The following is a 26022-nucleotide window of genomic DNA, read 5'->3' as shown; positions in this document are numbered from 1 at the left end:
GACGGCGGTCGGGCTGAGATGCGCAGGTCATGCTGGTCGTGGGGAGACGCGATGATTCCGACCTGACGCACCTCTGGCCCGGCCCTTTGAGCGGCGCTGCGCGGGCGTTGCGGTGACCCACCACCCGGTCTGTCTGTCCCTGAAGGTGGGGCCGCAAGGCCCGACGCAGCGCGCTCGAAGGCTTTACTCCTTGCGGATCGAGAAATTGGCCATGTGCTCGAGGCCCTTGATCAGCGCCGAGTGGTCCCAACCGCTGCCGCCGATCGCCGCGCAGGTACTGAACACCTGCTGGGCATTGGCGGTGTTGGGCAGGTTCAGACCCAACTCGCGGGCGCCGGCCAGGGCCAGGTTGAGGTCCTTCTGGTGCAGGCTGATGCGGAAGCCCGGGTCGAAGGTGCCCTTGATCATGCGTTCGCCATGCACCTCGAGAATCTTCGAGCCGGCGAAACCGCCCATCAGTGCCTCGCGCACCTTGGCCGGATCGGCCCCGTTCTTCGCGGCGAACAGCAGCGCCTCGGCGACCGCCTGGATGTTCAACGCGACGATGATCTGGTTGGCGACCTTGGCCGTCTGGCCGTCGCCACTCTCGCCGACGCGGGTGATGTTCTTGCCCATCGCCTGGAACAGCGGCAATGCGCGTTCGAAGGCCGCTTCGCTACCACCGACCATGATCGACAGGGTGGCGGCCTTGGCGCCCACCTCACCGCCGGATACCGGGGCGTCGAGGTATTCAGCGCCGGTGGCCTTGATCTTCTCGGCGAACTGCTTGGTGGCGGTGGGGGAGATCGAGCTCATGTCGATCACCACCTTGCCGGCACCGACGCCGGCGGCAACGCCGTCGGCGCGGAACAGCACGTCCTCGACCTGCGGGGTGTCCGGGACCATGACGATGATGAACTCGGCTTCCTGGGCGACTTCCTGCGGATTGGCCAGGCCGATGGCGCCGGCTTCGGTCAGTTCGGCCGGTGCCTGGTCGTGGTGCTGGGACAGGAAGATCTGGTGGCCGGCCTTCTGCAGGTTGATTGCCATGGGCTTGCCCATGATGCCGGTGCCGATGAATCCGATTTTAGCCATGAGTGTTCTCCTCGATTCTATGGTGCATGCCGCTGTGCGGCACGCGTTGCTGCCTGGGCGGCGCGCTGTTGGTCAGATGGCGTTGTGGCTCTTCAGCCAGCCAAGGCCGGCTTCGGTGGTGGTGGCCGGCTTGTATTCGCAGCCGACCCAGCCCTGGTAGCCGATGCGATCCAGATGCTCGAACAGGAAGCGATAGTTGATTTCGCCGGTGCCTGGCTCGTTGCGTCCGGGGTTGTCCGCCAGCTGGATATGGTTGATCGCCGCCAAGTTGGTCTCGATGGTGCGCGCCAGGTCTCCCTCCATGATCTGCATGTGGTAGATGTCGTACTGCAGGAACAGATTGGCGTGACCGACCTTGCCGCGGATCTCCTGCGCTTGGGAGGTGTTGTTGAGGAAGAAGCGCGGGATGTCGCGGGTGTTGATCATCTCCATCACCAGGCGGATGCCGGCCTCCTCGAGCTTCTGCGCGGCGTAGCGCAGGTTTTCGATAAAGGTGATTTCCAGCTGGCCGAGATCGGCACCGCGCGGGGCGATGCCGGCCAGGCAGTTGACCTGGGTGTTGCCCAGCACCTTGGCGTAGGCGATGGCCTTGTCCAGGCCGGCGCGGAACTCCTCGACCCGCTCCGGCAGGATGGCGATGCCACGCTCGCCGCCGGCCCAGTCACCGGCCGGCAGGTTGAACAGCACCTGGGTCAGCTTGTTGGCATCCAGCTGAGCCTTGATCTGCTCGGCAGGGAAGTCATAGGGGAACAGGTACTCGACACCGGAAAAGCCGGCCTGGGCGGCAGCGGCGAAGCGGTCCATAAAGTCCTGCTCGGTGAACAGCATCGACAGGTTGGCGGCAAAGCGGGGCATGGTTTTCTCCTGATCTGTAGGGATCACATTCGGTTTCGCATTGCGGTGGTGTGGTGGCCACCCTGGGTGTTGCGTTTGCGGTGGATATGCTTCGCGATATCCACCCTACGGTCCGAAGTGTTCGTAGGATGGAAGACCGCGAAGCGTCTTCCACGCGTCTGGTTACGGTTGACTCAATCCAGCAATCCAACCGCGGTCGGTGCGTCTTCGCGGCCTGCGGCCAGCGCCTCGAACTCGTTGATCGCGTCGATCTCGGTGCCCATGGCGATGTTGGTCACCCGCTCGAGGATCACCTCGATCACCACCGGCACGCGGTGTTCGGCCATCCAGGCCTGGGCCTGCTCGATGGCCGGGCGCAGGTCTTCCTGCTTGAACACGCGCAGCGCCTTGCAGCCCAGGCCCTCGACCACCGCGACGTGATCGACGCCGTAGCCTTCCATGCCGCTCTGGTCGGCATTGATGTTCTCGAAGCCCAGCTGCACGCAGTAATCCATGTCGAAGCCGCGCTGCGCCTGGCGGATCAGCCCGAGGTAGGCGTTGTTCACCAGGATGTGCAGGTAGGGCAGCTTGAACTGCGCGCCGACGGCCAGTTCCTCGATCATGAACTGGAAGTCGTAGTCGCCCGACAGCGCCACCACCTTGCGCGCCGGGTCCGCGGCGACCACACCGAGCGCCGCCGGAATGGTCCAGCCGAGCGGGCCGGCCTGGCCGCAGTTGATCCAGTGGCGCGGCTGGTAGACATGCAGGAACTGCGCGGCGGCGATCTGCGACAAGCCGATGGTGCTGACGTAGCAGGTGTCCTTGCCGAAGGCGTTGTTCATGCACTGGTACACGCGCTGCGGCTTCATCGGCACGCTGTCGAAGTTGGTCTTGCGCAACATCGTGCGCTTGCGTTCCAGGCAGTCGGCGGCCCAGGCGCGGCGATCCGGCAGACGGCCTTCGGCCTTGCGTGCCTTGGCCACGTCGACGAACAGCTCCAGCGCGGCGCGGGCGTCGGAGACGATGCCGTAATCCGGCGCGAACACCCGACCGATCTGGGTCGGCTCGATATCGACGTGAACGAAGGTGCGGCCTTTGGTATAGGTCTCCACGGAGCCGGTGTGACGGTTGGCCCAGCGGTTGCCGATGCCGAGCACGAAGTCGGATTCGAGCAGGGTCGCGTTGCCGTAGCGGTGGCTGGTCTGCAGCCCGCACATCCCGGCCATCAGCGGATGGTCGTCGGGGATCGAGCCCCAGCCCATCAGCGTCGGGATCACCGGCACGCCCACGGTCTCGGCGAATTCCACCAGCAAGGCCTCGGCCGCGGCGTTGTAGATGCCGCCACCGGCGACGATCAGCGGGCGCTCGGCGGCGCAGAGCATGTCGATGGCTTTCTCGATCTGCTTGCGGGTTGCCGCCGGCTTATAGACCGGCAGCGGCTCGTAGGTGTCTACGTCGAACTCGATCTCGGCCATCTGCACGTCGAACGGCAGGTCGATCAGCACCGGGCCGGGGCGGCCGGAGCGCATCACGTGGAAGGCCTGCTGGAACACGCGCGGGACCAGTGCCGGCTCGAGTACGGTGACCGCCCACTTGGTGACCGGCTTGGCGATGGACTCGATGTCCACGGCCTGGAAATCTTCCTTGTGCAGGCGGGCACGCGGTGCCTGCCCGGTGATGCAGAGGATCGGAATGGAGTCGGCGGAAGCCGAGTACAGGCCGGTGATCATGTCGGTGCCGGCCGGGCCGGAGGTGCCGATGCACACGCCGATGTTGCCCGGCTTGGCACGGGTGTAGCCCTCGGCCATGTGCGAGGCACCCTCGACGTGGCGGGCGAGGATATGACGGATGCCGCCATCGGCCCGCAGGGCGGAATACAGCGGATTGATCGCGGCTCCGGGGATGCCGAAGGCGGTGTCGATGCCTTCCTTGCGCAACACCGCGACGGCGGCATCGATTGCTCTCATTCGGGCCATTGGTCTTCCTCCTGATTCTTGGAATCTGTTCACGATCTGCTGCGCGTCGGCCCTGCTGCGTTAAAACCAGGCTCGGAATGCTCATTTGCACCAGCAAACTCCGCTTCCTCGCCAGCTTTTGCCTTGCAGGTCGCTAGCTCGCTAGATCGTGGCTGTATTTTTATTCGATAGTTTTTATACGTGGCCCAAGCATGCCGTCCTGGATTCTGTGGCGGAATTGGCCGAGACTTCAGTTCTGTCGATAACAGGAGTATCGAATGGATCGCTATACGACCCTGCGCAGCTTCGTGCTGGTGGCCGACTGCGGCAGCTTCGCCGCCGCCGCGCACAAGGAGAACGTCACCCCGGTGGTGATGGGGCGGCGGCTGGATGCGCTGGAGCGGCATCTGGGCGTCAAGCTGATGCACCGCTCCACCCGCGGCCTGTCGCTGACGGATCTGGGCGAGCAGTATCTGGAGCGCGCCCGCGGGCTGCTCAAGGACTTCGACGAGGTGGACGCCAGCATCAGCCACGACCGCACCTCGGTACGCGGCCACCTGGTGGTGTCGGCGCCGGCGGCATTCGGGCGGCGGCATATCGGTCCGCACGCACCGGCGTTCCAGGCGCGCTACCCGGACCTGCAACTGTCGTTCAACTTCACCGACAGCGTGGTCGACCTGGTGCGCCACGGTTACGACATGGGCATTCGCATCGGCGAGGTGACCGACCCCAACTATGTGGCGGTGCGGCTGTTCCCGAACAGGCGGGTGGTCTGTGGCTCGCCGGAGTACTTCGCCCGCCACGGTACGCCGACGACGCTGGAGGAACTGACCGAGCACAACTGCCTGGCCTTCAACCTGCAGGGTGGTCAGCAGCGCGGCTGGACCTTTCTGCGTGACGGCCGGCAGGTGGCCATCCGCGTGGCCGGCAATCTGGACTGCAATGACGGTGAGCTGCTGTTCGACTGGGTCAAGCAGGGCCTGGGCATCGGCTGGCGCTCGACCTGGGAGATCCAGGCCGAGCTCAAGCGCGGCGAGCTGGTCACGGTACTCGACGAGTACGCATTGCCGGCCTACGACATCCAGGCCGTCTACCCGCAGCAGCGCTACCTGCCGGCCAAGGTGCGTTTCTTCATCGACTACCTGAAGGACATCTACAACGCACCGGGCTACTGGGAAGTGCGCTGAGCGACTCAGTTGCCGCGGTAGGTAGAGAAGCCGTAGGGGCTCAGCAGCAGCGGGATGTGGTAGTGCTCGACGCTGCCATCGGCTTCGAAGATCACCGGAACTTCGGGGAAAAAGGTGCTGGCCTTCTGCGTGGCGAACCAGTCGCCGGTCTTGAAGGTGACGCGATAGGTGCCTTTTTCCAGCGCCTTGCCTTCCGGGTAGAGCGCCGTGATCCGACCCTGCGCGTTGGTCTCGCCGCTGTTGAGTGATTTCCAGGTGTCACCCTGACGTTGTTCCAGGGTGACGCGCACATCCGGCGAGGGCAGACCGTTTTCCAGGTTCAGCACGTGCACGCTGAGCGGGTTGCCAGCTGCGAGGGTGAGACCGGACAGGCCACTGAGCATCAAGCCGGCGGCGATTGAACGTAGTGCTTTCATGGTGTTTTCCTTCAGTGGGAGGAGGGCAGCAGTTTTTCGATGGCGGCCACGGCGCAGGCCTCGTCGTTCTTGGCACCGCCGGCACCGGCCACGCCGATGGAACCGATCACCTCGTCGCCGACCTTCAGCGGCACGCCACCGCCGAGCAGCAGCAGTTCGTCCAGGGTGTTGAGGTTGGCGGCATCCGGCGTGCTGGCGGCGCGTTCGGCGAACAGGCGGGTCGGCGTCTTGCTCGACAGCGCGGTGTAGGCCTTGCGCTGCGCGGCCAGGGTGTTGTGCGGACCGACGTTGTCGTCGCGGCGCAGGGCAACCAGGTTGCCGCCGCGATCGACCACGGCGACCACCGCGGTGCGGTTTTGCGCATGGCAGGCATCCAGGGTCTGCTGGATCAGGCCGTCGGCCAGCGCCAGCGAGACGTTCTGCTGGGTGATCGGTGTCGGCGTGGCGGCGTTGGCGCTTAGGGCCGGGGTAAGCACTGCCAGGGCCAGCAGTGACAGTGTGGCGGCGATACGCATATCGGTTGTTCCTTGGGTGACGTGGCTTCGGGACGCATGGTGCCGATGCCTGTCCGTCAGAACCGTTGCCAGCGCATTACGCTTTTGTAATGGCTGCCAAGTCGTTGGCCCCATAACCTATGCGCCATCAATGAGGTGATCCGATGCGAATTCTGGTGGTGGAGGACGAGGCCAAGACGGCCGACTACCTCAAGCGAGGGTTGGAGGAGTCCGGCTACCGGGTGGAGGTCGCGCGCAACGGCGTCGACGGCAAACACCTGATCGAGGAGGAAACCTTCGATCTGGTGATCCTCGATGTCATGCTGCCCGGGCTCGATGGCTGGCAGCTGGTGCAGGTGGTGCGCCAGCGCTCGGCGCATACGCCGGTGCTGTTCCTCACCGCCCGCGATGCGGTGGAAGACCGGGTGCGCGGGCTGGAACTGGGCGCCGACGACTATCTGGTCAAGCCGTTTTCCTATGCCGAGCTGCTGGCACGGGTGCGCACCCTGCTGCGTCGCGGCCCGCCGCGCGAGGTCGAACGTTTCCACGTCGCCGACCTGGAGTTGGACCTGCTGCGCCGCCGCGTCACCCGTCAGGGCGAGCGCATCAACCTGACCAACAAGGAGTTCGCCTTGCTGCACCTCTTGCTCAGCCGTCAGGGCGAGGTGCTGTCCCGCGCACAGATCGCTTCGCAGGTCTGGCAGATGAACTTCGACAGCGACACCAATGTGGTCGACGTGGCGATCCGCCGGCTGCGCGCCAAGGTCGACGATCCGTACCCGCTCAAGCTCATCCACACCGTGCGCGGCATGGGCTACGTGCTGGACATCTCGGCATGAGTCTGTTGCCACGCTCGCTCAGCCTGCGCCTGGCGCTGGCCTTCGCCCTCGTCGCGGTGGTGCTGCTCGGCACCATCGGCCTCTACCTGTACCGCTCGCTGGAACGCGAGATCGTCTGGCGCGACGACCAGGCGCTGCTCGGCCGGCTGGAGCGCATGCAGGCCCTGCTGGAGGACAGTGCCAGCATCGACGCGCTGCGTCAGCGGCCGCAGCTCTACGAGAACATGCTGGGCAACCGCGACAGCCTGCTCTGGCTGCTGGATGCCCAGAGGCGCGCGCTGATCGAGATCAACCCGGCGCGGCTGCCCATTCCGACGTTGCCGGCCAGCGACGCAGCGGCGCTGGCCGATACTGATGGAGCGCGGCTGGCCTGGCGGCGGCTGCCGGGCGAGGCGGGGCTGACGCTGGTGGCCGGGCGCATGCTCGCCGAGCGCGAACAGATGCTCGCGGCCTACCGTGCGAAGCTGTGGTGGGCGCTGAGCCTCGGTGCGCTGCTGGGGTCCGTGCTCGGCTGGTTGATCAGCCGGCGCGCGCTACGCCCGGTGCGCCAGCTGACGCGTCAGGCCCTGGCGATCGACGTGCAGCATCTGCACCTGCGCCTCGACGACTCGACCGTGCCGAGCGAGCTGGAACCGCTACGCGCGGCGCTGAACCAGATGTTGGGCCGGCTGGAACAGGGTTTCGCCCGGCTGTCGCGCTTCAGCGAAGACCTGGCCCACGAGATGCGCACGCCGCTGGCCAACCTTATGGGGCAGACCCAGCAGTTGTTGCACCGCGCACGATCGGTCGAGGAGTACGAGGCACTGCTGGCCTCCAATCAGGAGGAGTACGAGCGCCTGGCGCGGATGATCGAGAACATGCTGTTTCTCGCGCGTGCCGAGCAGCCGGCGGCGGCCATCGAGCGGCAGCGCTTTGCACTGCCGGCACTGGTCGGGCAACTGTGCGACTACTTCGAAGGCGTTGCCGAAGACCGCGGCATCCAGCTGCTCGACGAGACCGAAGGTGAGCTATGCGGCGACCCCGAACTGATTCGCCGGGCGCTGGCGAACTTGCTGGCCAACGCGCTGCGCTACGGCGCCAGTGACAGCCCGGTGCGCATCGTCAGCGGCTCAGAGGACGGCTGGCGGTTGGTCAGCGTGATCAATCTGGGGCCGCCGATTGCAGCCGAGCACCTGCCGCGGCTGTTTGATCGCTTTTACCGCTGCGATCCGTCACGCGCCGAGCCGGGCGATTCCGGCGGCCTGGGGTTGGCCATCGTGCGGTCGATCATGCAGCTGCACGGCGGCGAGGTGGTTGTGCATAGCGACACGGAGATGACCGAATTCACCCTGCGTTTCGCCGAAACGCCGGTCTGATTCCGATCATTGGCACCGGATCGGGAGGCCTCACTGCGCTGTCACAGCTAAGGTGGATATAACCGCCTGTGAGAGACGCGCGTGTGGCTAGTCTGAAAATTGCTACCTACAACATCAATGGCATCCGTGCACGCCGGGGCAATCTGCTCGAATGGCTCGAGCGCGAGCAGCCCGACGTGGTCTGCCTGCAGGAGCTCAAGGCGCAGGATGCCGACTTCCCCATCGATGACATCCGCGGTGCCGGCTACGGCGCCATCTGGCATGGGCAAAAGTCATGGAACGGCGTGGCCATTCTTGCCCGTGACAGCGAGCCGCTGGAGATCCGCCGCGGCCTGCCCGGCGACCCGGACGACAGCCACAGCCGCTATCTGGAGGCCGCGGTGCACGGGGTGATCGTCGCCAGCCTCTATCTGCCCAACGGCAACCCGCAGCCGGGGCCGAAGTTCGACTACAAGCTGAGCTGGTTCGAGCGGCTGATCGAGCACGCCGCAGGCTTGCTCGCCAGCGGGCATCCGGTGGTGCTGGCCGGCGACTACAACGTGGTGCCGACCGACGAGGATATCTACAACCCGCGCTCCTGGCTGAAGGACGCGCTTCTGCAGCCGGAAAGCCGCGAATGTTTCGATCGCCTGCTGGCGCAGGGCTGGACCGACGCGTTGCGCGCCAGACACCCGGACGAGCGCATCTACACCTTCTGGGACTACTTTCGACAGCACTGGCAGAAGAACTCCGGGCTGCGCATCGACCATCTGCTGCTCAGCCCGGACCTCGCGCCGCGGCTGCAGGACGCCGGCGTGGATCGCTGGGTGCGCGGGCAGGAACATGCCAGTGACCACGCGCCGACCTGGATAACCCTCAAAGGTGACGCGAGCGGGGCAGCCAAGCCGGCAAAGTCGGGCAAGCACGGCAAGACCGAGGCGAGCCGCTAGATGCAGGCGTTGCGCAGGGGGGGGGCGAGCGAGGCAGCAGTGGGTGGCGTGGCCGGTTTTATCAAAGCCTTGTGCCAATCGTCGCTGAGACATCGGCGGATCGACGGGTACGACTAGTATCCGAACAACTGCTCCGCAATCGACATCGCGGGCTCCGGAGGCTCGTAGTCGACGGCACTCATACGGCGGCAATGGCAACCAGTACGGGGGAGGGACTCCATGTCTGATGACATACAGCAGGATCAGATTGATCGATTCGGGGTGGTTGATGATCCGCTCTCTATTCTGCGTCGCCTGGAGAACGCCAATCTTTCATTGAGCGAGATGCTGGTGGAAACCCTGCATGCGGTGCGCACGCATTTGGGAATGGATGTGGCCTTCATCAGTGAGTTTCGCGGTGAAAGCCGGATATTTCGCTACCTGGACGGCAACTTCGTGCCCCTGCAGCTTGAAGTCGGAGCCGGTGACCCTCTGGATGAAAGCTACTGTCAGCGTGTGCTCGACGGACGCCTGCCTGAGCTGATTCAGGACGCGGCGTCTTTGCCGGAGGCGCAGGCCATGCCGGCGACCAAGGCCTGGCCGGTCGGCGCGCACCTCAGCGTTCCGCTGCGTTTCAGCGATGGCCGGCTCTACGGCACCTTCTGTTGCTTCAGCACCACGCCGGACAAGAGCCTCGACGAGCGAGATCTGAAGACGCTGCGGCTGTTTGCCGACTTTGCCGGCAGACTGCTGGAACGCCATGCGCTCAACGAGATGCGCTATGCCGAGACACTCACGCGCATTCGCTCGGTGCTTGAGCAAAAGGCCTATTCCGTGGTGTATCAACCCATTGTGCACCTGGTGGAAAACCGCATCGTTGGCCACGAGGCGCTGGCTCGATTCAGCGCGCAGCCGCAGCGAACGCCGGACAAGTGGTTCGCCGAGGCCGGGCTGGTCGGTTTGCAGCAGGAGCTGGAGGTCGCCCTGATCGAGGCGGCCCTGCACGACTTCGAGCAGTTGCCGGCAGACAGCTACCTGTCGCTCAATGTTTCGCCAGGGACCATCCTCTCCGGCGCACTGAACACGGTGCTCGCCGATCAACCTTTGGCGCGGCTGACGCTCGAGGTGACCGAACATGCATCGGTACAGGACTACTCGCAGCTGGCCGGTGCGCTCGAACCGCTGCGAAGTAAAGGGTTGCAGTTGGCGGTGGACGATGCCGGCGCCGGCTACGCGAGTTTCCGCCACATCCTCAAACTCAAGCCGGACGTGATCAAGCTCGACAGCAGCCTGATCCGCAATGTCGACAGCGACACCGGTTGCCGCGCGCTGGCTGCCGCCTTGATCCGCTTCGCCGAGGAAACCGGCTGCAAGGTCGTCGCCGAAGGGGTGGAAACTCAGGAGGAGCTGACCATGCTGCGACGGCTGGAAGTGAGCAAGGCCCAGGGTTACCTGCTCGGACGGCCGCTGCCGTTGCATCCCCGGCTCGCCATGAGCCGTCAGGCATAGCCGGCGCCGCCGAGCGATGAGCCAAGAGAGTGCCTTCGGGCGGTTTCGCTGAACCTTTGTGGTGCGCGGACAGTCGACTTTAAATAACGCGGGCGGCAGCGATGCGGCCCTTTTCGAGTCGACTCGCCAGGAGGTACAAGATGGATACGAAAGACACGATTTCAGTGCTCAACGACCTGATTGAAACCAGCAAGGATGGCGAAAAGGGCTTCCTCGAATGCGCTGAAGACCTACGCGATCCTCAGCTCAAGAGCACCATGAATCAGCGTTCTCGCGACTGCGCCACGGCTGCCGCCGAGCTGCAGCAATTGGTCCGCTCCATGGGCGGCGATCCGGAAACCAGCACCAGTGTCGCGGCCGACATGCACCGCCGCTGGGTCGACCTCAAGTCGATGATCACCGGCAAGGACGACGAGGCCATCCTCAACGAGTGTGAGCGTGGTGAGGATGTCGCGGTGAAGAGCTACCGCAAGGCGCTGGAAAAAGACCTGCCAGCCGAAGTGCGGGTCGTGGTCGAGCGCCAATACCAGGGCGTGCAACGCAACCATGATCAGGTAAAGGCTTTACGCGACGCGGCCCGCGCCCGGAGCTGATGTTTCGCTAGCCGGTCAGGGTTTGAAAAACGCCAGCGCATGCTGGCGTTTTTCGTTTCCGCCGGTCAGTCGGCCTGAACCGGTTCGGCGATTTCGCAACCCTTGAGCACCAGGCGAATGATGGTGTCGGCCGCCGCATCGTAGTCGGCCTCGTCGAGGCGGTTCTTGCCGGTGACGGTGCTGATCTGCCAGTCGAAGTCGGCATAGGTCTGGGTCGCGGCCCAGATGCTGAAGAGCAAGTGGCTGGGGTCGATGGGGGCCATCAGACCCTGGTCGATCCAGCCCTGAATGCAGGCGATGTTGTGGGCGGCCTGGGCGTTGAGCTGGGCGGTGCGCTCCGGTGACAGGTGCGGGGCGCCATGCATGATCTCGCTGGCGAACACCTTGGAGGCATAGGCGTGATCGCGGGAGATGCGGATCTTGGTGCGGATGTAGGCGCGCAGCACCTCGGCCGGAAGCCCGGGCTGATTGAACGGTGCCGAGGCTTCGAGCAGCGGTTCGACGATGCTCTCCAGCACCTCGCGATAGAGGTTTTCCTTGGACTTGAAATAGTAGTAGACGTTGGGCTTCGGCAGCCCGGCGCGGGCGGCTATGTCGCTGGTCTTGGTGGCGGCGAAGCCCTTTTCCGCGAATTCCTCGCTGGCGGCTCGCAGGATCACGTCTCGGTTGCGCTCTCGAATGCTGGACATGCGGACCTGTTTGGCTGGCGCCGCCCGGCCTGGCGGCGGTTCGGCATGCTAGCACTCGCTTCTTTGCGGCCTCAACCGAGCCGCCATCCGTCGGTTCAGCCCGAGCCAAGGCTAAACGCCATCAAGTTCCCGACGGCCATGCCGCTAAATGGCCTTGCGTGCATCATAAATTGTGTACAGTAGTGGCGCTTTGATGTGTCCAGTAATAACGCGAGGGCCTTCCATGCAGTTCTTCAAGCGCAGCATTCAGTGGCAATTGATCCTCAGCATGGGCGCGGCGCTGCTGGCGAGCCTGCTGATCGTCATCCTGGTGTATGCCTCGGCTGTCGAGCGCCTCGCCGAGCGCTACCTGCTCGGTGAAGCGTTGCCGGCCAATATCAACGCCATCCGCAACGATATCGAGCGCACCCTGGCGGCGCCCATCACCGCCACCGCCGGTATCGCCGGCAACACGCTGGTTCACGACTGGCTGATCCAGGGCGAGGATTCGCGGCAGGCCGAGGCCATCGGCCGCTACCTCAATGGCGTAAAAGCCCAGCAGAACGCGCTGACCACCTCGATCGCCGTACTCGACAGCGGCCACTATTACTCCGACGCCGGGCTGAGCCGGACCCTGTCACGCTCGGCGGAGGCCGACGGCTGGTTCTACAGCCTGGTGGACGGCAGCCTCGAGCGCCGGCTGGAGCTGGACGTCGACAAGGCCACCGGCCAGCCGACCCTGTTCATCAATCAGCGCATCAGCGCTGGCGGACGAGTGCTTGGCGTGGCCGGGCTGGGTTACAGCCTGAGCGCCATGTCCGCACTGATCGCCGACTTCCGCTTCGGCGAGCGCGGCGAGGTCTATCTGGTCGGCAGCGATGGCCAGGTGAAGATCCACCCGCGCAGCGAGCACAACGGCCGTGCTGCACTGGCGGAGCTGGCCGGCGCGCAGGCCGCGCGGCAACTGGAAACCCAGGCGGGACAGGTGGTGCGTTTCGAACGTGATGGTGAAACGTTCCTGGCCATGGCGCAACCGCTGGATGGGCTCGGCTGGACGCTGATCGCCGAGGTGCCCGAGGCGGAAATCTTTGCCGAGGCGCGTCGTACGCTCTGGACGACCAGCCTGATCGGTTCGGCTATCGGCCTGTTCTTTCTCGGCGTGATCGTCCTGCTGGCGCGCGGGCTTGTGCGGCCGATTCGCCAGGTCACGGCGGCGCTGGTGGAGATCGGTGGTGGCGGTGGCGATCTCACCCGCCGTCTGGACGAAAGCCGTGCCGACGAGCTCGGCGACCTGGCGCGTGGCTTCAATCGGTTCATCGGCAGCCTGCGCAGCCTTATCGGCGATGTGCTCAAGACCAGCGAACAGCTGCGCAGCGCGGTCGGCCAGGTGGCACGGGTGGTGGACGACACCGCGGTGCGTGCCGGGCGGCAGCACGAGATGACCGACATGGTGGCCACTGCGGTGCACGAAATGGGGCTCACCGTGCAGGAGATCGCACGCAACGCCAGCAATGCGGCGCAGGCCTCCCAGGGCGCGCGCAGCGAGGCGCTGGAGGCGCGTCAGGTGGTGGGCGAGTCGATCGGGCATATCGAGCGGATGTCCGGCGAGATCGGCCAGGCCGCGGGCTCTGTGACCGAACTGGCCCAGCAGGTGGCCTCCATCGATCAGGTGCTGGCGGTGATCCGCAGCATTTCCGAACAGACCAATCTGCTGGCCCTCAACGCCGCCATCGAGGCGGCCCGCGCCGGCGACATGGGCCGTGGCTTCGCCGTGGTCGCCGATGAGGTGCGCACCCTGGCCAGCCGCACCCAGGCCTCGACCGACGAGATCCAGCAGATGATCGGACGGCTGAAGAACGGCGCCGAAACCGCCGTCAGCGCGATGCACGCCGGCCAGGCCGCAACGGGTACCGGTGTTCAGGCCAGCCAGCGCACCGGCCAGTCCCTGCAGGCGATCACTGCCCAGGTGGAAGCCATCAGCGACATGAACACCCAGGTCGCCGCCGCGACCGAGGAGCAGAGCAGCGTCACCGAGGAGATCACCCACAACGTGCAGGGCATCGCCGATCTGGCCCAGGCAACCGCGCAGGACGTGCAGGGTTGCCGGGCCGACTGCCAGACGCTGTCGAAGCTGGCCGAGGACCTCGGCCGGCAGATGGGCAGCTTCCGCCTGTAGACGACGGAGCCGCCGAAATGAAAAGGGGCGCCTCTCGGCGCCCCTTTTTTCTGCCCGACCTTTTAGAAGTGCGCTTTGACGATGGCGCTGAAGGTGTTCTGGTCGGTAGTGAACGCCGAGCTGTCCTCAATGCCGTACTTGTCGGTCCAGTAGTCGTACTCGATACCGACGTACAGTTGCTTCTCGCCCCAGTTCAGCGCCTTGCCCAGGTCGTACTTAATCTGCGGGTTGAAGTGGAAGTTGGCGTGGTATTCCTCGCCACGGGAGTTGCGGTCGTTGTCCACCACCCAGTCGATGAAGCCGTCGATCAGGATGTCGGAATTGCCCACCGGCAGTGTGTAGCCCCACACCGGGGTGATCTGCCAGACGCCATCGCCCACGCGGTCACCATCGGTGTCGCGGTGATAGATGTTGACGGAGAAGTAGTCGAAGCCGGGGACGGCCAAGTCGAAGCCCGGCCCGATCATGTAGGTCTCCACATCGCCTTCGCCGAACTCGTAGGTCATGGCGACCAGCACGTCCTTGATCGGGCCGAAGCTCAGGTCCTGCTGAAGGATCTTGCCGAACGACAGGCGCGGCGAGAATTCGCCGTAGAAGGTGCTGTCGTCGCGGCCGTTGTCGTTGCCCTTGCCGTTGTAGTGGATCGAGTCGACGAAGAAGAAGGTATCGCCGTATTTCCAGCCGTTGGCGTGCTCGAAGGTGACGGTCTGCTGGATCGGCGAATCGATCTTGTAATCCTTGCCGTACAGGTAGGTCAGGCTGTTGCTGTGCCAGTAGAGCAGTCCTTCGGCCATTGCCGGGGCGGACAGCAGGCTGCCGGCGACTGCGGCGGCGAGAGGGAGAGTTTTCAGGTGCATGGTGGCGCTCCTAGGGTTCGATGGTGGCTTTTTGTTGTCATTGTCGTCCAATGCCGTCGTGGCGAGAAGCGCATAACACACCGGCTCGCGGCTGAATTAGCCGCATTGACGCGGACATGGTGTCGCAGTACGCCGATTGCCGTAGCGATGTGACCTGACGGCTCGCGGAGTGCGCCGAGGATACCCGGCGCTCCGTGTTCAGAAGTGCGCCTTGACGATGAAGTTGACCACGTTGTTGTCGGTGTTGAAGACGCGGCTGTCTTCGATGCCGTACTTGTTGCTCCAGTAGTCGTATTCGATGCCCACATAGAGCCTGCCGGCCCCGTGGTCCAAGGCCTTGCCGAGGTCGTACTTCACCTGCGGATTGAGGTGGAAGTTCTTCGCCAGGTAGTTGCCGCGTGCCTTGGAGCCGGCGTCGTTCACCACCCAGTCGATATAGCCGTCGAACAGGACGTCGGACTTGCCCAGCGGGATGGTCATGGCCCAGGTCGGGGTGATCTGCCATTGGCCACTCGGCTTGCCGGTGGCGCCGTCGGGCTTGCGGTAGTAGGTGTTGATGGCGAAACGGTCGAAGCCGGGCACGCTGAGATCGACGGCCGGGCCGAGCAGGTAGTTCTGGTTCGGTGTGCCGTTGGCCAGGCTTTCGCCACGCTCGTAGGTGGCCGAGATCAGCACGTCCTTCACCGGCCCGAACGACAGGTCCGTGCCGCTGAGTTTGCTCAGTGAAAGGCGCGGGCTGAACTCGCCGTAGTAGGTGCGGCCGTCCTTGCCCGAGTGGCCGTTGAACCACTTGTGGTCGACGAACAGGAACATGTCGCCCCAGTTCCAGCCGCTGGCGTGTTCGAAGGTGATGGTCTGCTGGATCGAGGCCTCGCGGCCGTCCTCGCCCGAGTCGACGGCGAAGTTCTTGCCGTACAGATAGGTCAGGCTGTTGTTCTGCCAATGCATGAGGTCGGCGGCGAGGGCAGGGGTCGCCAACAGGGCGCCGGTGAGCGCCAGGCAGCAGGGAGCAGTCTTCAGTCGCATGGGATATTCCCTTGTGTTCTTGTTATAGGCAGGGCCGCGCGACCGGCACTGCTCCGGTCGTACGGTTTGTAACGAAGTGGCGTGATCAGCCTTTGAAATCGACGCCTGCCGGTTGCGGCATGGCGTCGCGCCGGTGGCCGTCGTGCTCCCGGTAATCGGGAATGTTCACCGACAGGGTGTTGGTGCCCACGGCATCCTCGATCAGCTCTTCCGGGTCGAAGACATCCGCTTCGCTCGGCTCGCGGGGCAGGAACAGATTGAGCAGGATGGCGCTGAAGGCACCGATGGTGATCGGCGAGCCGAAAATGTTCTTCAGCACGTCGGGCATCGCGCTCAGCACTTCCGGCACGCCGGCCACGCCGAGGCCCAGGCCGAGAGAGATGGACACGATCAGCATGTTGCGCCGATGCAGGCCGGCTTCGGCGAGGATCTTGATGCCGGCGATGGCCACGGTGCCGAACATGATCAGCGTGGCGCCGCCGAGCACCGGTTTGGGCATCGCCTGCAGCACGCCGCCCACCACCGGGAACAGGCCCAGCAGGATCAGCAGCCCGGCGATGTAGAAGCCCACGTGACGGCTGGCCACGCCGGTCAGCTGGATCACGCCGTTGTTCTGACTGAAGGTGGTCATCGGCAGGCTGTTGAACACCGCCGCGGTGGCCGAGGCGCAGCCGTCGGCGAGAATGCCGGACTTGATGCGGCGCATGTACAGCGGGCCGCGCACCGGCTGGCGGGAGATCATCGAGTTGGCGGTGAGATCGCCGGCGGTCTCCAGTGGTGTGATGAGGAAGATCACGGCAATCGGGATGAAGGCCATCCAGTCGAAGGCGAAGCCGAAGCGGAATGGCTGCGGCACGCTCACCAGCGGCAGCTCGGCGAGGCCAGACAGATCGACCTTGCCCATCGCCAGCGCCACGGCGTAACCGACGGAGAGCGCGACGATCACCGCGGACAGCCGCAGCACCGGCCAGGGGAAGCGGTTGAGCAGCACGATGATGCCGATCACCAGACCCGCCAGCGCCAGGTTCGGCAAGGCGCCGAGGTCGGGCGCGCCGTAGCCGCCGGCGATGTCGGTCATCGCCACCTTGATCAGCGACAGGCCCATCAGACAGATGATGGTGCCGGTCACTACCGGTGTGATCACCCGGCGCAGCTTGTTGATGCACTGGCTGAAGGCGATTTCGACGAAGGCTGCGCAAAAGCTCACGCCGAACAGCGTGGCGAGGATTTCCTCCGGCGAGCCGCCGCGCGCCTTGACGATGAAGCCGGCGCTGAGAATCGCGCTGAGAAAACCGAAGCTGGTGCCCTGCAGGCAGAGCAGGCCGGAGCCGATCGGGCCGATGCGTTTGGCCTGGACGAAGGTGCCGAGGCCGGAGACGAACAGCGCCATGCTGACCAGATAGGGCACGTAGGCACCCAGGCCCAGGGCACTGCCGACGATGAGCGTGGGGGTGATGACGCCGACGAAGCTCGCCAGAACGTGCTGCAGCGCCGCGAAGAGTGCCGGGAGGGGAGCCGGGCGATCGTCCAGCCCGTAGATGAGATCCTGCTGGGGTGCAGCGCTACCGCTGCTCGTATCGGTTGCGGTCATGGTCAAGCCTGCCATTTGTTGTTGTACGGTCATGGGCTTTCGAGGGTCACGGCACCTCTCTCCGCGGCGACGGCTGTAGGGCTGGCGTCGGGATGACCTGACTATAGCAATCTGTGGACAAGCGTTGGAACAATAAATTTGTGCATTGTGTACAAGATGACGGGTGGTCGCACCCGTCTCATCGGTCTGGTTGCAGCTCCCGCGCCACGTTTTCGGCGAGGCCGGCGCCGGCCTCGCTCATGGTCAGGTAGGTGCGGTCCGCACCGGCTTCCTGAATGCGCTGAGCGATGTCTTCGTACATGGCATGGGAGACGATCAGCCCGCCAAAGCCGCTTTCGCGCAGTTTGCGGGTGGAGATGATCTTGGCCTCGGGGTCGTTCATCGCCAGGACCACGGCCTCGACCTGGTTCATCTCCAGGCTCTGCCAGAACATCTGGTCCTCGGCATCGGCGAAGAGGATGTGCCGGCCCTCGGCGGTGTTCTTTTCCACCATGACCGGGTCGGAGTCGAGGCTGACCAGCCGATAACCCTTGGCGTTCAGGTGGTCGTAGGCGGCGCGGCCGGTGCGGCCCATGCCCATGATCAGGATCTGCGCATCACCCAACGACACCGGTTGCTCGTCCGGGTGGCGAATGTTGCGCTCGCAGCGGATCAGTCGCGGTGCCAGGCGCTCGTACAGCGGGTGGGCAACGCGGTTGATCTGCGCCGAGATGATGAACGACAGCGCCACGGTGATCGCCAGTGGCGTCAGCCATTGCGGCAGGACCACGCTGGCCACGATCAGACCGAACTCGCTGTAGTTGGTCAGGCTGGCAGCGCTGAGGAAGGCGCTGCGCGCACGCAGGCGAAAGGCGATGAACAGGCCGAAGAACAGCACAGCCTTGAGTGGCAGCAGCAAGGCCATGGCGAAAGCGAACCAGAGGGCGTCGGCATCCGGCAGCCCGCCGATGCCGATCTTGAGGAAGAAACCCACGAGGAACACTTCCTTGATTGCCCACAGCGAGTTGGACAGTTCGCTGGCGCGCTTGTGCTTGGCCAGCATGGCGCCGAAGGCGAGGGCGCCGAGCTCGGAACTCAGGCCCACGTACTCGAAGCCGAGCCCACCGGCGACCAGTGCCAGCATCAGGCCGAGCAGCACCATCAGCTCCTCGTGGCCGCTGTGATCGAGCAGGCGGAACAGCAGCGGTCGCAGCAGCGGCAACAGGAACACCAGCAGCGCCCAGGCGGAAGGCAGCTTGCCGGCGGCGAGGCTCATCACCACCAGGGCGATGAGGTCCTGGATGATCAGCACGCCGATCGCGACACGACCATGGAAGGCGCGCAGCTCGCGCTTGCTTTCCAGCACCTTGGCGGCCAGCACGGTACTGGAGAACGACAGGGCGATGGCCAGCAGCATCGCTTCGTGCCAGTCGCTGTCGAGGATCAGCATGATGGCCGGCAGCACCAGCACGCTGGAGATGAAGAAGTGCAGCAGACTGCCGCCAATCACTTCGCGGCGCACTAGGTTGCCGAGCTTGAGCTTGAGCCCGACGGTGAACAGCAACAGCAGCACGCCCAGATGCGCCAGATGGTCGAGGATGATGCTGTCGTCTCGGGTCACACCCACGTAATCGCCCGCTGCCGCGAGGGCGAAGCCGGCGCCCAGATAGCCGATCAATGGCGGCAAGCCGATGAAGCGGGCAAGCAGCCCGAGGGCGAAGGCGAAGGCGATCCAGCTGGCTTCTATCACGGTCGGCATCCGGCGCGGGGGAGGGGCGCGGCATTGTAACGGGATGCAGCCTCTTGTCGAGGCAGGCAGCTGACCGGGGTGGCGAATAGCAGGCGGCGACCCGCGCCGGGTCGCCAGCTGTGGGCTCAGGCGTGGGCGGCGCCGGTCAGCGCTTCGCGCTCGGGGCCGCCGAGCACGTTGAACATCAGGTTCAAGGTCACTGCGCTCAGCGTCGCCAGGGCGATGCCGCTGTGGGTGATCGGCTCCAGCCAGTGCGGCAGTTGGGCGAAGAATTCGGGACGCACCACCGGAATCATGCCCAGGCCGATGCTCACCGCCACCAGGAGCTGGTTGCGGCGATCGGCGATGTCCGCTTCCTGCAGGATCTTGATGCCGGTGGCCGCAACCATGCCGAACATCGCCAGGCCCGCGCCGCCGAGCACCGCGGCCGGGATCGAGGCGACCAGGAAGGCCGCCTTGGGCAGCAGGCTCAGGGCGATCAGGATCAGCCCGGCGATGGCTGTGACGTGGCGGCTGCGTACGCCGGTCATCTGCACCAGGCCGATGTTCTGCGCGAAGGAGGAATGGGTGAAGGTATTCATGAAGCCGGCCAGAAAGGTCGCGCCTGCATCGCACAGAAGCCCGCGGCGCAGGCGCTTGGGGTCGACCGTTTCGCCGGTGATCCGTCCGAGGGCGAGAAACATGCCCGCCGACTCGACGAAGATGATCACCACCACCAGGCACATCGAGAGGATCGGTGCCAGCGAGAAGGTCGGCGTGCCGAAGTGGTTGGGCGTCACCACCTGCACTGCCGGCGCTGCCGCCATGCCGGAAAGGTCCACCATGCCCAGCGCGCCGGCCAGGGCGTAACCCAGCCCCATGCCGATCAGCACCGAAACGTTGACCCAGAAGCCGCGCAGGAAGCGGTTGACCAGCAGAATGGTGGCCAGCACCGCGGCGGCGATGCCGAGATAGTGCACCGCGCCGAACTGGCTGGTGGTGCTGCCACCACCGGCCCAGTTCACCGCTACCGGAAACAGCGACAGGCCGATGGCGGTGATCACGGTGCCGGTCACCAGTGGTGGGAAGAAGCGCACGATGCGGCAGACGAAGGGCGCGATCAGCAGGCCGAAGGCGCCGGCGGCGATGGTCGCGCCGAAGATGCCGGTCATGCCGACCCCTGGCATGCCGGCCATCACCACCATGCTGCTCACCGCGGCGAAACTGGCGCCCATCATCACCGGCATGCGAATGCCCATCGGCCCGATGCCCAGCGACTGCACCAGCGTGGCGATGCCGGCGACCAGCAGGTCGGCATTGATCAGAAAGGCGATTTCATCGCGGGACAGCCCGGCCGGCTGGCCGACGATCAGCGGTACGGCGACGGCACCGCCGTACATCAGCAGCACATGCTGCAGGCTCACCAGCAATTGCTGCAGCCAGGGCAGCCGATTCGCCCCGGCGGGGCGGGCGTTCAGGTCGTTCATGCAAGATACCTCGGGCGCGTTTGTTATTGATTGTCGCGACAGCCCCTGCACGGGGGCCGGTATGGCCTGCACCGGGACTCGCCCGGCCGTGAAACGTCATTGCAAAAAAAAGCCGCACGCCAGGCGTGCGGCTGGGGTGGGCTCAGTTGGTCGGTGCGCCCTTGGCGATCCAGGCGCCGAGCAGGTCACGCTCGTCCTGGGTCATCTGGGTGATGTTGCCGAGCGGCATGATCTGGCTGGCGACGCTCTGCGCATGGATCTTCGCGGCCTGCTGGCGGATCTGCTCGGGTGTATCGAACATCACCCCGGCCGGTGCGCTGGAGAACATCGGGCTGCTCGGATTGGCCGAGTGGCAGACGGTACAGCGCTGCTCGATCACTTCATTGATCTGGCTGAAGCGCGGCGCGTCGGCATGTGCCTGGGCGGCGGCGCTGGCCTGCTCGGGCGTGGTGGCGGCCAGGTTCGGCGCACTGCTCGGGCGGTTCGGCGAGGTGACGAAGGCCAGGCAGATCATCCCCACCGCGGCGGCCGGCAAGGCCCAGGCGAAGCGGTTACTGTCGTGACGGGTGTTGAAGTAGTGACGGGCCAGTACCGACAACGCACCGAGGGCGGCGAGGATCAGCCAGTTGTACTGGCTGCCATAGGTGCTCGGGAAGTGGTTGCTGATCATGATGAACAGCACCGGCAGGGTGAAGTAGTTGTTGTGCCGCGAGCGCAGCAGGCCCTTGGCCGGCAGTACCGGATCGGGCGTGCGGTTTTGCTCGATGGCGGTGACCAGTGCGCGCTGGGCCGGCATGATGATGCGGAACACGTTGCCGACCATGATGGTACCGATCAGCGCGCCGGTGTGGATGTAGGCCGCGCGACCGCTGAAGACCTGCGAATAGCCCCAGCAGGCGGCTATCACCAGCACGAACAGCACCAGGCCGAGCAGCGCGGGAGTCTTGCCCAGTGGCGAATCGCACAGCAGGTCGTAGACGAACCAGCCGACGATCAGCGAGCCGAAGCCGATCGCCACGGCGGTGGCGGGCGCTAGGTCGCTGCCCGGTGCGATCAGGTACAGGCCGGGGTTGAGGTAGTAGACCACCAGCAGCAGGGCCACGCCCGACAGCCAGGTGGTGTAGGCCTCCCACTTGAACCAGTGCAGGTTCTCCGGCATCTGCGGTGGGGCGAGCTTGTATTTCTCCAGGTGGTAGATGCCGCCACCGTGGATGGCCCAGAGATCACCCGACAGCCCTTCGCGCGGGTTGCTGCGGTTGAGGTTGTTCTCCAGCCAGACGAAATAGAAGGAGGCACCGATCCAGGCGATGCCGACGATCATGTGTATCCAGCGAATTCCCAGGTTCAGCCATTCGGTCAGATGTGCGTCCACGTTGATTACCTCTTGTACGGCGGCTGCAGCTGCCGTCCTTTCTTCTTATGGGTATCGGTCCGAGTCACCGCGCGCGGTTGGGCTCAGCGCGAAACCTGTTGGGGGTCGAGGAGGAGTTGCTGATCCTCCGTGAAGAAGTACTCGTCGCAGTTGTTGCCAGAACCGCTGCGATCGACCACCAGGAATTCATCCCGCTTTTCGATCGTCAGCACCGGGTGGTGCCAGACGCCGCGGTGGTAATTGACGCCCTGCCTGCCGTTGCTGCGGAAGGCGCGGACGTGGCCCGGTACAGGTGCATCGCCAAGTGGCGCGACCACGACCAGAAAGGGGTGCCCGAGCAGCGGCACGAAGGCCTGGCTGCCCAGCGGATGACGTTCCAGCATGCGGATGACCAGCGGCATTTCCAGCGCTTGGGCACTGAAGATGCTGATGATCGCCCTGTCCTCGGGTTCGGCCGTCTCGACCGTGGCCAGCTTGTGATAGCGGCGGGTCGAGCCGTTGTTGATCATGAAAAACTCGCTGCCTTCGGTCTCGATGACGTCGCCGAAGGGGGCGAAGGCTTCCTTGGTCAGTGGCTCGATGGTCAGGGTGCGCATGGCATTCTCGTTATCAAAATTCTGCTTTGTAGCCCCGCATGCTTGCGAGCCTGGTTTATCCGGTGGGCTGAAGCCCACCCTACGGTCGGGGCCTAGGGCGAGCTCAGTAGGGGGCGGGCGGTGTTCCGCTTCAGTCCACCATGCCGCCTATCGCCACCTTACTTCGCCACTTTGCCGAACAAGCGCAGCCGGCTGACGCCGCCGTCTGGGAAGATATTCAGGCGCACGTGGGTCACCGGGCCGAGCTTGGCGATCTGCTCGACGAACTCGTGCTCGGCGTGCATGGAGAGCTTCTGGCTCGGCAGCAGTTCACGCCAGAACAGGCTCTGGGTCTCGATCTGGCTGTCGGTGCCGCCCTTCACGTAGGCCGCCTGGATGGTGCAGCTGTCCGGGTAGTTGCCCTTGAAGTGCAGGGTATCGACGACGATGCGCTCGATCTCGCCCGGGTGGCCGAGGGCAACGATCACCCAGTCGTTGCCTGGCGTGCGGCGGCGCGCGGTTTCCCAGCCGTCGCCCATGTTCTCGCCACGGTTGGGGTTGAGGATGTTGCTCATGCGCCCGAAGTGCTCGTCGGAGCAGGCCAGCGCGCGGCCGCCGTTGAGGGCGGCGGCGAGGTCGATCTGCTCGTTGTCGCCGACGCTGCTCCAGTCGCGGTACGGAATGCCGTGCACGCGCAGACGGGCGACGCCACCGTCCGGGTAGATATTGAAGCGCAGGTGGCTGACCGGCTTGTCGAAGGCGATCTCGTGGTAGTGGTGGCTGTTGCCCTGGAGCTCGACGGCCGGCAGGACTTCGGTCCAGACGGTGTCGTCGCTCGGGTCGCCTTCGGCGACGAAGCAGGCTTCCAGCGAGGCTGACGGCGGGTAGTTGCCGGTGAAGTGGCTGGTGTCGATGTCCACGCCCTTGATCCAGCCGGGCACGCCGAGGCGGATCACGGCATGGTCGTAGCCTTCGAAGCGCTTGCGGCGCGACTCCCAGCCGTCCATCCATTTGCCGTTGTCATCGAACACGCCCTCCTTCCATACGGCCGGCGTCGGCTGGAACAGCCGGTTGACGTCGGCGAACCAGTCGTCAGTGACGGAAATGGCGCGGGTGCCCAGGCGGGCGTCGGCCAGGTTGACGTATTTCTCGAAGGGTACGGCGTAAGCTTTCATCGCGATCTGCCTTGAAATGAGTGGAGCGGTTTCTGCCTTTATTGCCTGTGTTGCGGTGTTGCCTGTTTTCCCGTTCCGGCTACATGGCCTGCAGGCGGAACAGGGCGATCTTGTTGATTTCCGCCAGCGCCCGGGCGAACTCCTGCTCGGGGCTGTTGTGGATGCGCTCTTCGAACGCGGCGAGGATCTGGTGCCGGTTGCTGCCCTTGACCGCCATGATGAAGGGGAAGCCGAATTTCGCCTTGTAGGCGTCGTTGAGTTCGGTGAAGCGGGCGAACTCTTCTGGTGTGCATTCATGGATGCCGGCACCGGCCTGCTCGGAGGTGCTCGATGCGGTCAGCTCGCCGCGGATGGCGGCCTTGCCGGCGAGATCCGGGTGGGCGTTGACCAGCTTCAGCTGGGTGTCGTGGTCGGCGGCGAGCATCGCCTGGGACAGGCGGGTGTGCATCACCTCGACATAGTCCAGCGTCTCGTCGACGCCGGCGCCATAGACCGTCTCGGCGACCCAGGGCGAATGCTCGTAGACATCGGCGAAGGCGGCGACGAAGGCGTCGCGGTCGAGGGTCGAGGGCTTGATCGTCTTGAACGGGGTCATCAGCTGCGCTCCGCGGTCATGGGGTGGGTGGCGTGCCAGTGGCGGGCGATGTCGACGCGGCGGGCGAACCAGACCTTTTCATGACCCTTCACGTAGTCGATGAAACGGGCCAGCGCGGCCATGCGCGCCGGGCGGCCGAGCAGCCGGCAGTGCATGCCGATCGAGAGCATCTTTGGCGCGCCTTCGCAGCCCTCGGCATAGAGCACGTCGAAGGCGTCCTTCAGGTAGCTGTAGAAATCGTCGCCGGTGTTGAAGCCCTGCACCTGGGTGAAGCGCATGTCGTTGGTGTCCAGCGTGTAGGGGATCACCAGGTGCGGCTTGACCGGCGCCGAGTCCGGGTCCCAGTAGGGCAGGTCGTCGTCATAGGTGTCGGAGTCGTAGAGGAAGCCGCCTTCCTCGCGCACCAGGCGCCGGGTGTTGGGGCTGGTGCGGCCGGTGTACCAGCCCAGCGGGCGCTCGCCGGTCAGCTCGGTGAGGATGCGGATGGCCTCGAGCATGTGCTCGCGCTCCCGGGCCTCGTCCATGTACTGGTAGTCGATCCAGCGATAACCGTGGCTGCAGATCTCGTGGCCGTCGGCAACCATCGCCTTGATGACCTCGGGGTGGCGCTGCGCGGCCATGGCCACGGCAAAGATCGTTAGCGGAATCTCGTGCTGCTTGAACAGCTTGAGCAGACGCCAGACGCCGGCGCGGCTGCCGTATTCGTAGAGCGATTCCATGCTCATGTGGCGCACGCCCTGCAGCGGCTGCGCGGCGACCATCTCGGAGAGAAAGGCTTCGGATTCCTTGTCGCCATGCAGTACGCAGCGCTCGCCGCCTTCCTCGTAGTTCAGCACGAAGGACAGGGCGATACGGGCCTCGCCCGGCCACTGCGGGTGGGGCGGGTTGCTGGCGTAACCGATAAGGTCGCGTGGGTAGTCGGCGCTCACTGGGCTGCTTCCTGTATGGCGGGTCGTGATGTAACGACCGGATGGCCAGATTGTATACAAATTGGTTAATGGCTTGTAAATAGCTTTTTTCCGAATGCCTTCTGCTCAACCCTGCCGCCAACGGCTCGGCTAAGGTTCGCGCCGACAGGCGGTGCCTGCAGAGAGCGGGCCAACAGCGGATCCTTAAATTGTGTACAAAAATATATTCAAATTGTCTTGAGTGTGTCGGTCGTGCTGGCTATGCTCGGGTCAGTTTCCATTCAACAGAGCGGAGGTGCCCGTGGGCCGTTTGACCACACACGTACTCGATGCCGCCCACGGTTGTCCGGGTAGCGGTATCAAGGTGGAACTGCATCGCGTCGAGGATCAGGGCCTGACCCTGGTCGCCACGCGTGAAACCAACGCTGATGGCCGCTGCGACAGCCCGTTGCTGGAAGGCGCGGACTACCGGTCCGGGGTCTATCAGCTGCATTTCCACGCCGGCGACTACTACCGCGGTCGCGGTGTGCAGCTGGGGACGCCGGCATTTCTCGACGAGGTGGTGCTACGGTTCGGCATCGATGCCGCGCAGGATCACTACCACGTGCCGTTGCTGATTTCGCCGTACAGCTATTCGACCTATCGGGGTAGCTGAGGCGGTTCTCGTTCAGTGCTGACTCTTATGGAGTCCCTTTTACCCGCCGTAATGGCGGGGTTTTT

24 protein-coding genes are annotated in these 26022 nt (G+C 64.8%); 8 read left to right on the top strand and 16 right to left on the bottom strand.

The features are described from left to right. Nucleotides 1-183 precede the first annotated feature (183 nt). The 3 genes from NAO55_RS19605 to gcl all read right to left on the bottom strand — a co-directional run bounded on the left by NAO55_RS19605 (nucleotide 184) and on the right by gcl (nucleotide 3884). Entirely contained in the window at nucleotides 184-1074 is an 891-nt protein-coding gene (locus tag NAO55_RS19605; RefSeq protein WP_102839792.1) for a 2-hydroxy-3-oxopropionate reductase, read from the bottom strand. A gap of 72 nt (nucleotides 1075-1146) precedes the next feature. After that, on the bottom strand, nucleotides 1147-1929 hold the full coding sequence (hyi, locus tag NAO55_RS19600; RefSeq protein WP_102839793.1) for a hydroxypyruvate isomerase: 783 nt from the start codon (nucleotides 1927-1929) through the stop codon (nucleotides 1147-1149). Nucleotides 1930-2102: 173 nt separating this feature from the next. Next, nucleotides 2103-3884 carry a glyoxylate carboligase gene (gene gcl, locus NAO55_RS19595; RefSeq protein ID WP_011914204.1) on the bottom strand — a complete coding sequence of 594 codons (1782 nt, stop codon included), beginning with the start codon at nucleotides 3882-3884 and terminating at the stop codon, nucleotides 2103-2105. A gap of 257 nt (nucleotides 3885-4141) precedes the next feature. Between gcl and NAO55_RS19590 the strand changes: the two genes are divergently transcribed. After that, entirely contained in the window at nucleotides 4142-5050 is a 909-nt protein-coding gene (locus tag NAO55_RS19590) for a LysR family transcriptional regulator (protein WP_013983705.1), read from the top strand. A gap of 5 nt (nucleotides 5051-5055) precedes the next feature. Here the strand turns inward: NAO55_RS19590 and uraH (NAO55_RS19585) are convergent, their stop codons facing one another. After that, nucleotides 5056-5466: a hydroxyisourate hydrolase gene (uraH, locus tag NAO55_RS19585; RefSeq protein ID WP_013983704.1), complete on the bottom strand. Its 411-nt coding sequence runs from the start codon at nucleotides 5464-5466 to the stop codon at nucleotides 5056-5058. Between the two features lie 11 nt (nucleotides 5467-5477). Next, nucleotides 5478-5981, bottom strand: a complete 504-nt coding sequence (locus tag NAO55_RS19580) for a GlcG/HbpS family heme-binding protein (RefSeq protein ID WP_102839794.1) — start codon at nucleotides 5979-5981, stop codon at nucleotides 5478-5480. Between the two features lie 143 nt (nucleotides 5982-6124). On the opposite strand from NAO55_RS19580, the gene NAO55_RS19575 reads away from it, so the two are divergent. The 5 genes from NAO55_RS19575 (at nucleotide 6125) to NAO55_RS19555 (ending at nucleotide 11164) form a co-directional block, all read left to right on the top strand. Further along, entirely contained in the window at nucleotides 6125-6799 is a 675-nt protein-coding gene (locus NAO55_RS19575; RefSeq protein ID WP_102839795.1) for a heavy metal response regulator transcription factor, read from the top strand. Then, complete coding sequence (locus NAO55_RS19570) at nucleotides 6796-8154, top strand: heavy metal sensor histidine kinase (protein WP_102839796.1); 1359 nt, start codon at nucleotides 6796-6798, stop codon at nucleotides 8152-8154. The genes NAO55_RS19575 and NAO55_RS19570 overlap by 4 nt, the downstream gene beginning before the upstream one ends. A gap of 83 nt (nucleotides 8155-8237) precedes the next feature. Continuing rightward, on the top strand, nucleotides 8238-9083 hold the full coding sequence (gene xth / locus NAO55_RS19565) for an exodeoxyribonuclease III (protein ID WP_102839797.1): 846 nt from the start codon (nucleotides 8238-8240) through the stop codon (nucleotides 9081-9083). Between the two features lie 219 nt (nucleotides 9084-9302). Then, nucleotides 9303-10571, top strand: a complete 1269-nt coding sequence (locus NAO55_RS19560) for a sensor domain-containing phosphodiesterase (protein WP_102839798.1) — start codon at nucleotides 9303-9305, stop codon at nucleotides 10569-10571. Nucleotides 10572-10711: 140 nt separating this feature from the next. Next, nucleotides 10712-11164 carry a PA2169 family four-helix-bundle protein gene (locus tag NAO55_RS19555; RefSeq protein WP_003299739.1) on the top strand — a complete coding sequence of 151 codons (453 nt, stop codon included), beginning with the start codon at nucleotides 10712-10714 and terminating at the stop codon, nucleotides 11162-11164. Between the two features lie 65 nt (nucleotides 11165-11229). On the opposite strand, the gene NAO55_RS19550 is transcribed toward NAO55_RS19555, so the two are convergent. After that, complete coding sequence (locus NAO55_RS19550; RefSeq protein ID WP_102839799.1) at nucleotides 11230-11853, bottom strand: TetR/AcrR family transcriptional regulator; 624 nt, start codon at nucleotides 11851-11853, stop codon at nucleotides 11230-11232. 223 nt (nucleotides 11854-12076) lie between these two features. Between NAO55_RS19550 and NAO55_RS19545 the strand changes: the two genes are divergently transcribed. Further along, entirely contained in the window at nucleotides 12077-14008 is a 1932-nt protein-coding gene (locus tag NAO55_RS19545) for a methyl-accepting chemotaxis protein (protein WP_102839800.1), read from the top strand. Nucleotides 14009-14070: 62 nt separating this feature from the next. Here NAO55_RS19545 and NAO55_RS19540 read toward each other — a convergent pair whose 3' ends face one another. The 10 genes from NAO55_RS19540 to puuE all read right to left on the bottom strand — a co-directional run bounded on the left by NAO55_RS19540 (nucleotide 14071) and on the right by puuE (nucleotide 25323). Then, nucleotides 14071-14865, bottom strand: a complete 795-nt coding sequence (locus NAO55_RS19540) for an outer membrane protein OmpK (RefSeq protein WP_102839801.1) — start codon at nucleotides 14863-14865, stop codon at nucleotides 14071-14073. A gap of 198 nt (nucleotides 14866-15063) precedes the next feature. After that, a complete protein-coding gene (locus NAO55_RS19535) occupies nucleotides 15064-15891 on the bottom strand; it encodes an outer membrane protein OmpK (RefSeq protein WP_063540032.1) in 828 nt (275 codons plus the stop codon). A gap of 85 nt (nucleotides 15892-15976) precedes the next feature. Next, nucleotides 15977-17482 carry a uracil-xanthine permease family protein gene (locus NAO55_RS19530; protein ID WP_180981626.1) on the bottom strand — a complete coding sequence of 502 codons (1506 nt, stop codon included), beginning with the start codon at nucleotides 17480-17482 and terminating at the stop codon, nucleotides 15977-15979. Nucleotides 17483-17660: 178 nt separating this feature from the next. After that, entirely contained in the window at nucleotides 17661-19211 is a 1551-nt protein-coding gene (locus NAO55_RS19525; protein WP_102839803.1) for a cation:proton antiporter domain-containing protein, read from the bottom strand. 125 nt (nucleotides 19212-19336) lie between these two features. Then, a complete protein-coding gene (locus NAO55_RS19520) occupies nucleotides 19337-20677 on the bottom strand; it encodes a nucleobase:cation symporter-2 family protein (protein ID WP_102839804.1) in 1341 nt (446 codons plus the stop codon). A 142-nt stretch (nucleotides 20678-20819) separates the two neighbouring features. Next, nucleotides 20820-22049 carry a urate hydroxylase PuuD gene (locus NAO55_RS19515; RefSeq protein WP_102839805.1) on the bottom strand — a complete coding sequence of 410 codons (1230 nt, stop codon included), beginning with the start codon at nucleotides 22047-22049 and terminating at the stop codon, nucleotides 20820-20822. A gap of 83 nt (nucleotides 22050-22132) precedes the next feature. After that, nucleotides 22133-22645 (bottom strand): ureidoglycolate lyase, encoded by a 513-nt coding sequence (locus NAO55_RS19510; protein WP_041107352.1) that lies wholly within the window; start codon nucleotides 22643-22645, stop codon nucleotides 22133-22135. Between the two features lie 158 nt (nucleotides 22646-22803). Then, a complete protein-coding gene (gene alc, locus NAO55_RS19505; protein WP_102839806.1) occupies nucleotides 22804-23799 on the bottom strand; it encodes an allantoicase in 996 nt (331 codons plus the stop codon). Nucleotides 23800-23878: 79 nt separating this feature from the next. Then, on the bottom strand, nucleotides 23879-24394 hold the full coding sequence (gene uraD / locus NAO55_RS19500; protein ID WP_063540026.1) for a 2-oxo-4-hydroxy-4-carboxy-5-ureidoimidazoline decarboxylase: 516 nt from the start codon (nucleotides 24392-24394) through the stop codon (nucleotides 23879-23881). Continuing rightward, nucleotides 24394-25323: an allantoinase PuuE gene (puuE, locus tag NAO55_RS19495; RefSeq protein WP_102839807.1), complete on the bottom strand. Its 930-nt coding sequence runs from the start codon at nucleotides 25321-25323 to the stop codon at nucleotides 24394-24396. The genes uraD and puuE overlap by 1 nt, the downstream gene beginning before the upstream one ends. Nucleotides 25324-25603: 280 nt before the next feature. Here puuE and uraH (NAO55_RS19490) point away from each other — a divergent pair, with 280 nt between their 5' ends. Continuing rightward, complete coding sequence (gene uraH, locus NAO55_RS19490; RefSeq protein ID WP_063540025.1) at nucleotides 25604-25957, top strand: hydroxyisourate hydrolase; 354 nt, start codon at nucleotides 25604-25606, stop codon at nucleotides 25955-25957. Nucleotides 25958-26022 lie beyond the last annotated feature (65 nt).

The sequence above is a fragment of the Stutzerimonas frequens genome (assembly GCF_024448335.1).
Classification (GTDB): domain Bacteria; phylum Pseudomonadota; class Gammaproteobacteria; order Pseudomonadales; family Pseudomonadaceae; genus Stutzerimonas; species Stutzerimonas frequens.
This window is presented reverse-complemented; position numbering and strand designations above follow the sequence as displayed.

Excerpts from the sequence above, each read along its gene's own strand:
- NAO55_RS19520 (WP_102839804.1), bottom strand. The coding sequence starts at position 20,677 with ATGAACGACCTGAACGCCCGCCCCGCCGGGGCGAATCGGCTGCCCTGG.
- NAO55_RS19540 (WP_102839801.1), bottom strand. The coding sequence starts at position 14,865 with ATGCACCTGAAAACTCTCCCTCTCGCCGCCGCAGTCGCCGGCAGCCTG.
- NAO55_RS19570 (WP_102839796.1), top strand. The coding sequence starts at position 6,796 with ATGAGTCTGTTGCCACGCTCGCTCAGCCTGCGCCTGGCGCTGGCCTTC.
- NAO55_RS19510 (WP_041107352.1), bottom strand. The coding sequence starts at position 22,645 with ATGCGCACCCTGACCATCGAGCCACTGACCAAGGAAGCCTTCGCCCCC.
- NAO55_RS19545 (WP_102839800.1), top strand. The coding sequence starts at position 12,077 with ATGCAGTTCTTCAAGCGCAGCATTCAGTGGCAATTGATCCTCAGCATG.
- NAO55_RS19590 (WP_013983705.1), top strand. The coding sequence starts at position 4,142 with ATGGATCGCTATACGACCCTGCGCAGCTTCGTGCTGGTGGCCGACTGC.
- hyi (WP_102839793.1), bottom strand. The coding sequence starts at position 1,929 with ATGCCCCGCTTTGCCGCCAACCTGTCGATGCTGTTCACCGAGCAGGAC.
- gcl (WP_011914204.1), bottom strand. The coding sequence starts at position 3,884 with ATGGCCCGAATGAGAGCAATCGATGCCGCCGTCGCGGTGTTGCGCAAG.
- NAO55_RS19560 (WP_102839798.1), top strand. The coding sequence starts at position 9,303 with ATGTCTGATGACATACAGCAGGATCAGATTGATCGATTCGGGGTGGTT.
- NAO55_RS19555 (WP_003299739.1), top strand. The coding sequence starts at position 10,712 with ATGGATACGAAAGACACGATTTCAGTGCTCAACGACCTGATTGAAACC.
- uraD (WP_063540026.1), bottom strand. The coding sequence starts at position 24,394 with ATGACCCCGTTCAAGACGATCAAGCCCTCGACCCTCGACCGCGACGCC.
- NAO55_RS19535 (WP_063540032.1), bottom strand. The coding sequence starts at position 15,891 with ATGCGACTGAAGACTGCTCCCTGCTGCCTGGCGCTCACCGGCGCCCTG.
- NAO55_RS19530 (WP_180981626.1), bottom strand. The coding sequence starts at position 17,482 with ATGACCGCAACCGATACGAGCAGCGGTAGCGCTGCACCCCAGCAGGAT.
- alc (WP_102839806.1), bottom strand. The coding sequence starts at position 23,799 with ATGAAAGCTTACGCCGTACCCTTCGAGAAATACGTCAACCTGGCCGAC.
- NAO55_RS19605 (WP_102839792.1), bottom strand. The coding sequence starts at position 1,074 with ATGGCTAAAATCGGATTCATCGGCACCGGCATCATGGGCAAGCCCATG.
- NAO55_RS19580 (WP_102839794.1), bottom strand. The coding sequence starts at position 5,981 with ATGCGTATCGCCGCCACACTGTCACTGCTGGCCCTGGCAGTGCTTACC.
- NAO55_RS19575 (WP_102839795.1), top strand. The coding sequence starts at position 6,125 with ATGCGAATTCTGGTGGTGGAGGACGAGGCCAAGACGGCCGACTACCTC.
- uraH (WP_013983704.1), bottom strand. The coding sequence starts at position 5,466 with ATGAAAGCACTACGTTCAATCGCCGCCGGCTTGATGCTCAGTGGCCTG.
- NAO55_RS19550 (WP_102839799.1), bottom strand. The coding sequence starts at position 11,853 with ATGTCCAGCATTCGAGAGCGCAACCGAGACGTGATCCTGCGAGCCGCC.